This is a genomic window from Bradyrhizobium sp. (genome assembly GCF_049581145.1).
Taxonomy (GTDB): Bacteria; Pseudomonadota; Alphaproteobacteria; order Rhizobiales; family Xanthobacteraceae; genus Bradyrhizobium.
Genome location: NZ_JBAURI010000322.1, coordinates 1 through 2859 on the forward strand (window position 1 = coordinate 1; position 2859 = coordinate 2859).

The following is a 2859-nucleotide window of genomic DNA, read 5'->3' on the forward strand; positions in this document are numbered from 1 at the left end:
CCGGCACCTGTCGCCGCTGCGTCGGCGCCGGTTGCAGCAGCACCCGCGCCGGCGCCGACCACGCCGCTCGGGCTGTGGGCGACCGAGGAGAACAAGGGCAACGTCCGGATCGAGCCGTGCGGCCCAAATCTCTGCGGCTATGCCGACAAAGGCGGCGAGCAGATCCTCATCAACATGAAACCCTCCGACAACAAATGGGTCGGCCGCATCCACGATCCGGACAGCGGCAGCAACTACGACTCGACCATCGCGCTGAAAGGACCGAACGTTCTGAAGGTCCAGGGCTGCGCCTTCGGCGGCCTGTTCTGCGGCGGCCAGACGTGGAAGCGCATCAGCTGAGGCGCGAATACAAGGGTAGGCACGGCGCGAAGGGCTTTGGCCTGCCCGAAATTACCGCGTTTGTCGCAGTTGTTGATCTAAGCCGCGCGCCGGACCGTGATGGCATCGCCGACCAGCCGGGTCGCCTGCTCCGACAGATCGAACATGATCAGCGTCGCGGTCGCGCTCTTGCGCGCCACCATGCCGGCCAGGTCCGCCGCGATCCCGTCGATGACGAGGGTGATCGGCGTTTGCATCGGCAGTTCGGCGAGGTCCGCCTCAATCGTCGCGCCGCCAAGCGACAAATCCAGCACGGTCACCGCGACGGACCTGCCCTGCCATCTGATAGTGCCGGGAGTGCGCAGATTGACGCGCGACGAAGTCCGCCGGTCGACGTCGGCGGTGGAGGTGCGGATGACACGGACCAGCGTCTTTCGCAGGCCATCGACCTTGCCGTCGATCTCCTTCGAGCCGTCACGAATTTCGGCCGCGCGGCGGCCGGTCTCGGCGGCCTCGTTGGAGACCGAGACGATCTGCGAGGCGACTTCGCGGGCCGCCTGCGCGGTCTCTTCCACCGTTCGGGAAATTTCCGAGGTGACCGAGTTCTGCTGCTCGATGGCGGTCGCCACCACCGCCGAGAGCGATTCGACATTGCGAATCGACGAGGCGATGAGCTCGATCGAGGCGACCGAGGCTTTGGTCGAATCCTGAATCTCGGCGATCTGCTGGGCGATCTCGCTGGTGGCCTTGGCGGTCTGCTCGGCCAGCGACTTGACCTCGGAGGCCACCACCGCAAAGCCCCGCCCGGCCTCTCCGGCGCGCGCGGCCTCGATGGTCGCGTTCAGTGCCAGCAGATTGGTTTGGCTGGCGATTTCACTGATCAGGTTGGTCACGGCGCCGACCTTGCCGGCAGCCTCCGACAATTTGCCGATGGTGGTCTGCGCCTCCGTCGCCGCGCTTACCGCTTCAAGCGTCAACGTTCGCGACGAACTGACCTGGCCGGCAATATTGGCGATCGCGCCGGCGAGCTGCGCCGAGGCCTTCGCGACGGTCTGCGCGCTGGCGAGCGCCTGCTCGGAAGCGGCCGCGACGCTGCTGCTGTTCTGTTCGAGCGTCAACGCACTTTCGCTCATCAGCACGGCGCTGGCCGCCATCCGGCCAGAGCCGGATGCGACGTCGCCGACCGCGTTGCTGGCTTCATGCTCGACGGCTTCCGCCATGTTCTTCAGCGCCCTGCCCTTGCCCTCTTCGGATATCCTCCGCCGCTCCTCGTCCAGCAGCGCCTCGTCGCGCGCCTTCTGGTCCGCCTTGATCCGAAACTGCTCGATCGAACGCGCCATGTCGCCAAGCTCGTCGCCCCGATTGAGACCGGGTAACTGGACGCCGAAATCGCCCTCACCGAGCCTGAAGACCGCCGACGTCATCTTGATCAGCGCCGACGACATCGCGCGCGCGATCATCAGCGTCACCGCTCCCAGCAGGGCGATCAGAATCAGCGCAGCAATCGCGACCTTCTTCACGCTGTCCCAGAGCTGCGCCTGCAGGTCGTCGATATAGACGCCGGTTCCGATCACCCAGCCCCAGGGTTCGAAGCCGGTGACATAGGACAATTTCGGCTGCGGCGTGTCCTTGCCGGGCTTCGGCCACTGATAGTCGACGAAGCCGGATCCGTACTTCCTGACCGTGTCAGCGAATTCGACGAACAGCCGCTTGCCATTGGGATCCCTGGTTTCCGAGAGATCCTGGCCGTTCAGCTCCGGCTTGACCGGATGCATGATCATCCGCGGCCCGAGATCGTTGATCCAGAAATAGTCGCCGTTGCCATAACGCAGGCCGCCGATCCGCGCCGCGGCATTCTTTTGCGCGGCCTCGTCGGAGGAATGCTCGCGCTCGGCCTTGGCGTGCTCCTCCTGGGCGATGCTCAAGGCGAGCTGCGCGAGGTGAGACAATTCGTCCTCGCGCTGCCGCCGCAGCGAATTTTCGAGATTGCCGGCCTGCATCACCGCGAGGCCGATCAGGCCGCAGAAGCTCAGACCAATGATGGCATAGATCCGGAAGCCGAGGGAAAGGCGCAGTTTCGCCATCGTGTCGTCCTGGGAAATTACGGGCAGGACGAGCAAAGTTGCAGAACAGGCCTTGCGGCGCGTTAACGCGCGCGACCGGGAAACTACGGAACTGCGGGATGCCAACGCTCCGCGTCGTCGACCAAGACCGACACGCCAAGCAGCAATTTTGTGACGCGGAGAGGAGCGGTGAGGCTCACGGGTGCGACCGTCGGCTACACTGGCTGGACGCCTGACGGGTATTCAGGCAGGGTTCAGCAACGAGGCCTCTTACTCCAGGAACCGCCGTTCCCGGCGGCTTCGGGGTCGGGTTTTCCATCGTGGCATCGTATCGGCTCGCCTTGGCGCTCTCGCTTCTTGGCTTTTTCGTGCTCGGGGCGACCACCACGGTCCCTGCGATGCCCTCACCGATCGAGGTCGCCCAGCCCGCGCTGGATCAGGCGCAAGCCGAATCGCCCAGGCTGAGCCAGGCCCAGCC

General features: G+C 65.2%; 2 protein-coding genes. One reads left to right on the top strand and one right to left on the bottom strand.

Features of this window, described 5'->3' with window-relative positions:
- Nucleotides 1-339, top strand: a 339-nt coding sequence (locus WCB02_RS10645) for a DUF2147 domain-containing protein (protein WP_423958080.1), incomplete at its 5' end; no start/stop codon positions are given.
- A gap of 77 nt (nucleotides 340-416) precedes the next feature.
- Here WCB02_RS10645 and WCB02_RS10650 read toward each other — a convergent pair.
- Nucleotides 417-2402, bottom strand: coding sequence for a cache domain-containing protein (locus WCB02_RS10650; protein ID WP_423958082.1), 1986 nt, complete (start codon nucleotides 2400-2402; stop codon nucleotides 417-419).
- Between the last annotated feature and the right edge of the window lie 457 nt (nucleotides 2403-2859).

Excerpts from the sequence above, each read along its gene's own strand:
- WCB02_RS10650 (WP_423958082.1), bottom strand. The coding sequence starts at position 2,402 with ATGGCGAAACTGCGCCTTTCCCTCGGCTTCCGGATCTATGCCATCATT.